Annotated in this window: 1 protein-coding gene; it reads left to right on the top strand. The window is 44.3% G+C overall.

The window, feature by feature from the left end:
• Positions 1–194: 194 nt before the first annotated feature.
• On the top strand, positions 195–903 hold a 709-nt coding region (locus AB4496_RS21665; RefSeq protein ID WP_372131932.1), incomplete at its 3' end, for an MFS transporter.

Below are 903 nucleotides of genomic sequence, written 5' to 3'. Positions count from 1 at the left end.
ATTAACCTCATCGCTGGCGAACTTATCGTGAGTGCTAAGGCTACACAATCTAACATTGGCAATTTACTGGGTTCCAATGAAAAGTTGAAAAACGTGGTGCGGAAATTTCGTGTATGAAACGGATTCATGTAAGAAAAATAAATAATTCTATAGGTTAGGCATGATTAGCTTTGCCGCTTGAGGACTGAATAGCTATGTACCAAAAATTCTCTTTTTCTTTCAATGTGCCGAAACAAGTCATTCTATTTTTTGTGGTATTACTACAAGCTTGTTTGGGAGGAACGTACTCATGGTCTGTCTATGATGCCGTATTCATTAAGCAATACGATGTGCCTGCCGCGTTAGCCTCAGCCCCTTTTAACCTATTTTACGTTGTGTTCCCAATTATGCTGCTTTTTGCCAGTAAGCTGATTGATCGCTTTGGCCCTAGACAATGCGCAATATTAGGTGGGGCTCTATTCGGATGCGGCTGGATGCTTGCGAGTTTGGGTGCTCACAATTTCTACTACATTCTAGCGGGCGTAGGAGTGTTAAGTGGCTTAGGCGTCGGGATCGCTTATTTGATTCCAATTACTGTAGGGGTCGCTTGGTATCCAGAACAGCGTGGGCTCGTTACTGGTCTTGCCGTTGCAGGGTTTGCTGGTGGGGCGGCATTGGTGAGTCAACTCGCGCAGTATTTTCTTACTGCTGGAGTGTCTCCATATGAGTTACTTGGCGGTGTTGGTGTAGGTTATATTTTTATTGCTATTTTTTCTGGGTTGTTCATGTCCTACCCCGCAATCATGGCTTCAGGATCAACCGGGAGGGTGCGCCTAACTTCCGTTGTTCAAGGACGGTTGTTCCAAACGTTGTTTTTTGCCATGACAGCAGGTTTAACTGCCGGTTTTTTATTAATAGTAAGCT

The organism is Vibrio sp. 10N.222.46.A1, assembly GCF_041473595.1.
Lineage (GTDB): Bacteria > Pseudomonadota > Gammaproteobacteria > Enterobacterales > Vibrionaceae > Vibrio > Vibrio tasmaniensis_A.
Note: the sequence above shows the minus strand (reverse complement) of the source record. Positions and strands in the feature narration are given on the sequence as shown.